Annotated in this window: 2 protein-coding genes; both read right to left on the reverse strand. The window is 68.6% G+C overall.

Going from position 1 to position 2,242, the window contains the following annotated elements; translation table 11 throughout:
• Positions 1-260: 260 nt before the first annotated feature.
• A complete protein-coding gene (locus tag ACFE99_RS22110; protein WP_375488594.1) occupies positions 261-1,364 on the reverse strand; it encodes an LmeA family phospholipid-binding protein in 1,104 nt (367 codons plus the stop codon).
• Positions 1,361-2,173, reverse strand: coding sequence for a carbon-nitrogen hydrolase family protein (locus ACFE99_RS22115; protein ID WP_375488596.1), 813 nt, complete (start codon positions 2,171-2,173; stop codon positions 1,361-1,363). The genes ACFE99_RS22110 and ACFE99_RS22115 overlap by 4 nt, the downstream gene beginning before the upstream one ends.
• Positions 2,174-2,242: the final 69 nt, after the last annotated feature.

Here is a 2,242-nt window from a genome sequence, read left to right on the forward strand (position 1 = left end):
GTTGTGGCCGGGACGTCGGCGGCGGTCCAGGTTGACGCGGCGGAGGGCCCGCCGGGCGCCGCGGCTCCTGCGGACGGCGCGGCTCCTGCGGGCGGCCGGGATATGGGATGCGCTGGGTTGGCGACTGCGAGGGCGGAGGAGTGGCTCGTGGACCAGGAGTGGTCGGGCGCGCCCATTCGGAGGGGTCGCCGCCGGAAGGCCCTTGCGGATTCGTCACCAGCGCGATTGTGCCTCATTGAGCTGAGCGAAGTCTATGAGGTCTACAGCTTGGCGAAGCAGGGATCCGATTCGCCGGGGGGAATCGGCGCGTTGCGCGTCGAAAAATGCGCTGCGACACCATCGTTGGTGACCTGCACAGTGTCGGCGTGAATGCCGAGCGGATAGTCGTTGGTCAGGCTGGACGCGAAGGCGTCCAGCGCTGCCTGCGCGGTCTCGTGCGGCACCGTGGTACCCAGCGCCGTCACTTTGACCACCTGCAGCGACAACCCGTTGTTCGCGACCTGCGGCTTGACGGTGACACTGCCCAGACCCAGCGCACCCCTGAGTTCGACCGTGCCGTCTGCAGGGTTGGTGGTCACGGTATTGACCAGGCCACCCAAGAGCGGGACCGCGACTTGCACCGTTTGCTTGATGCCTTCTGACGACCAGGTCACGTTGGCGTCGAGGGCGCCGATGGTGCCCTTCGAGTTGGCGTTGCCGTTCAAATCGACCTTGTCGATGTGGATATCGGCCTTCATGCCCTTGGCGCTGCGGATTTGGTTGCCCGCCGTCTGTATCGAGATATCGCGGTAATTGCCGGTCAGATGCTGCAGCAAGAACGGGCTGGGGCCGAACGACACGCTCACCTTGTCCTGCACAACGCATTCTGTGGCCGCGGCCACCACGCTGTCCGCGCGGTGGCGAGCATACAGCTCGGCTCCGATGACACCCGCCACCAGCAGCGCCACCACAATCACGACAACCAGAACGATCGACAGCGGGTCGCGCAGGAAGCGGCGCTTGGTTTTCACTGGTGCTGGCGCGCCTTCCGAGGGCGGCTGACCAGGCGGCGGCTCAGCCGGGTAGTCCTGCGGGTACGGCGGGTGGCCGGGCGGAGGCGCTGCCGGGTAGTCCTGCGGGTACTGCGGGTGGCCGGGTGGAGGCGCTGCCGGGTAGTCCTGCGTCGGCTGGCTCGCAGGTGGCTCGGGCTGACCGGGTACTGGTTCCGTGCGATCACCCGGCGGCTGTTGCTCACCGGAACTCATCTGCCCGGTTGGCTCCTCGGACGGCGCCGCGTGGTCAGCCGGTTGGTCAGGCGGACCCTCGCTTGCTGGACGGGCCCATTCGGACGGGTCCTCGTGCGGCGGCCCTTGCGGATTCGTCACCCGCGCGATTCTGCCTTATCGACCTGCGGGATGGTGGCCTGATTTCGCAGCACAGCGATCGTGTCGCGGGCGGCGGCGACGGTGTCGAGATCGACTTCGGCGAGCACCAGCTGCGGCTGCGCGCCCGCTGCCACTACGACTTCCCCGAACGGCGATACCACCAGGCTGCCCCCCACCCCCAGCGGCGCCTTGGAGTCGGTCGGGCCCGGGTCGGCCTGACCGGCCGCGGCGACGTAGCTGGTCGAGTCCAGTGCACGGGCCCGGGCCAGCAGCGTCCACTGCTCCAGCTTCCCGGGGCCCGAGCCCCACGACGCGCTAACCGTGATCAGCTGGGCACCGCGGCGGGCCAACTCGATGTAGAGCTGGGGGAACCGGATGTCGTAGCACGTGGTCAAGCCCACTTCGACACCACCGACGGTGATCACCACCGGCTCGCGCCCCGGGGCGACGGTACGCGATTCGGTGAAGCCGAAAGCGTCATAGAGGTGGATCTTGTGGTAGTGGGCGTCGGTGGCAGGTCCCGCCGCGATCAGCGTGTTGGTGACGCGTCCGTCGCCGGCAGGAGTGAACATCCCCGCGATCACCGTGATGCCGGCATCTGCTGCGATCTGGCGCAGCCCGTCGGCCCAGGGTCCGTCGACCGGCTCGGCGATCGGGCCCAATGGGACACCGAAGCGGCACATGGTCGCTTCGGGGAACACCACCAACGTCGCGCCCGCGTCGGCGGCCCGGCTGCTGTACTCGCGCACCAGGTGCAGGTTGGCTGCCGGATCGGTGCCGCTGAGGATCTGCGCCAAGGCAATCCGCATGACCGCCAGCCTAGGGGCGATCGCAAGCGCGGCGGAGCCGGGCGCAGCGGGTCGCCCCAGTCAGCCAGG

It is taken from the genome of uncultured Mycobacterium sp. (assembly GCF_964249325.1).
In the GTDB taxonomy this organism is placed as follows: Bacteria; Actinomycetota; Actinomycetes; order Mycobacteriales; family Mycobacteriaceae; genus Mycobacterium.